This window comes from Candidatus Nitrosotenuis chungbukensis, assembly GCF_000685395.1.
GTDB classification, from domain to species: Archaea; Thermoproteota; Nitrososphaeria; order Nitrososphaerales; family Nitrosopumilaceae; genus Nitrosotenuis; species Nitrosotenuis chungbukensis.
On sequence record NZ_AVSQ01000011.1, the window covers coordinates 1 to 2,146 of the forward strand.

Here is a 2,146-nt window from a genome sequence, read left to right on the forward strand (position 1 = left end):
TGCGAGTGCTGATAGACCAGTGGCATTAGACAAAATCCGTGCAGAAATATTGATCCCAACAGGAGCTGCATTGACAGTTGAAAGACTAGTACCTTCAATATCCAGCTCAGTAGTAAGTCTTGATTAAAAATCAAATCTATTATTTGTTTAATGTGTTTGCTGTGTTTGATCATCCTGATCACACTCTAGGATATACCGTAATACCATCATAGAAATCCAATGAAACTTGTTAGAAAAGGACATAGACAATCCCATCGAGGAGTCATAGGCGTAGAGTCTGCCATAGTTATGATTGCATTTGTAATTGTAGCAGCAGCTTTGGCTTTTGTCGTTCTCAACATGGGTTTTTCTACAACACAACGAGCAAAGACAGCAATTGTGTCTAGCCTAGAAGAATCAAGTAGTGCATTAGAAATTGCAGGCAAAATCACAGCATCAGGAGACGTATCGCCTACTGGTAAACTCAATGTAACTGCAGTTCCAGTAAAACTTGCATCAGGAGGTTCTTCAGTAAACTTGGGCAATACCACGATGGCAGTAAAATACTTCAGTAATACTGTCGAATATGATAACATCATGAGTGGGGTTTTATCAAGTGGTACATATTCCAATCTCACAACTGCAATGACTGCAGCAGTAAGTGCTGGTTATATCAACGTAAACCCAATTACTAGTAACACTGCAGTAAGCGAAACAACGGCAGTAGTCTATTTTGCTGTAAATAGAAATGACAACAGTATACTGGATCAAGGTGAACATGCAATAATTGCCGTAGTACATGCAGGCAGCGAAAGGCCACAAGCACTAGACAACATAAAAATTGAAGTCATAGTTCCAACCGGATCTCCGCTTACAGTTGAAAGACTAGTACCAAACATCACACATCCAATTGTTGATCTTGGATAACCGTTATGGTTTCCAAGAAACACTATTTTTCTTATACTAAACATGTTTTCAATTTGAACAAATCCGCATTTTAATCCAACAAAAAATCTAACTATGTATCGATGAATCACTTTAATGCAATTATAATTAGTATAACTTCAACAATGCTTCTAATGATGACATTTGTACTAGCAAATAGCCATCAATTTTCTAATAATGATGAGCTCGAGAATTCATCCTCATACGATGTATCGAAAATGCCAGAATTAAATTACTATGATAGGTATGAAGAACTAAAATCAAATGGAAAAACTGCTGTCATTTATCCTATAATTACACAAAGTGCATATGACTGGAACAGCATGCATGATTATTACGCAGGATATTGCGATTCTTGTATTCACGCAAAACTTCATACAGCATATGAAAAGACATATTCTGCCAGCGGAAACGGATTTAGAATCTTAGAGTTTTTAGGTTATGATGTAATTGATGATATTGACATTGATAAAAACCCACAAATTCTTGATAAATATGACAAAATTATTTTATTGCACAACGAATACGTTACAAAAAAGGAATTTGATGCAATTATACATCATCCGAATGTCGTATATCTTTATCCTAATTCACTAAGTTCTGAGGTTATTGTTGACTATTCTAGCAATAATATCACACTTATTCGTGGTCCTGGTTATCCAACTTCAAATATTACAAATGGCTTTGATTGGGAATATGATAATACTGTATTTCTTAAGGATTGGGATTGTAAATCATTGGAATTCTATCCTGTAGCGAATGGTCATATGTTGAATTGTTATCCAGAAACACTTCTTCCAAACTATGGCTATGAATTATTAAAAGAATTAAAGAATCTCTAAATCATTATTCTTCATCGTCTTTTCTTATTGCAACTCTATGTTTGATCATCCTGATCACACTCTAGGATATACCGTAATACCATCATAGAAATCCAATGAACCTTATTAGAAAAGGACATAGACAATCCCATCGAGGAGTCATAGGCGTAGAGTCTGCCATAGTTATGATTGCATTTGTAATTGTAGCAGCAGCTTTGGCTTTTGTCGTTCTCAACATGGGTTTTTCTACAACACAAAAAGCAAAGACCACAATAGTGTCTAGCTTAGGTGAGGCATCAAGCAGCCTAGAGATAGCAGGAAAAGTTACAGGACTTGGAAACGTATCACAAGCAAAGATTGAGGTAGTTGCAGTTCCAATAAAAATTGCGTCCGGTGGCGAA

General features: G+C 35.9%; 3 protein-coding genes. All 3 read left to right on the forward strand.

Going from position 1 to position 2,146, the window contains the following annotated elements; genetic code table 11:
- The first annotated feature begins 219 nt into the window (after positions 1-219).
- Positions 220-906: an archaellin/type IV pilin N-terminal domain-containing protein gene (locus NKMY2_RS02780; protein ID WP_042684303.1), complete on the forward strand. Its 687-nt coding sequence runs from the start codon at positions 220-222 to the stop codon at positions 904-906.
- Positions 907-1,142: 236 nt separating this feature from the next.
- Entirely contained in the window at positions 1,143-1,766 is a 624-nt protein-coding gene (locus NKMY2_RS02785) for a hypothetical protein (protein ID WP_157832427.1), read from the forward strand.
- A gap of 95 nt (positions 1,767-1,861) precedes the next feature.
- A partial coding sequence (locus NKMY2_RS02790) for an archaellin/type IV pilin N-terminal domain-containing protein (RefSeq protein ID WP_042684308.1) occupies positions 1,862-2,146 on the forward strand: 285 nt, incomplete at its 3' end.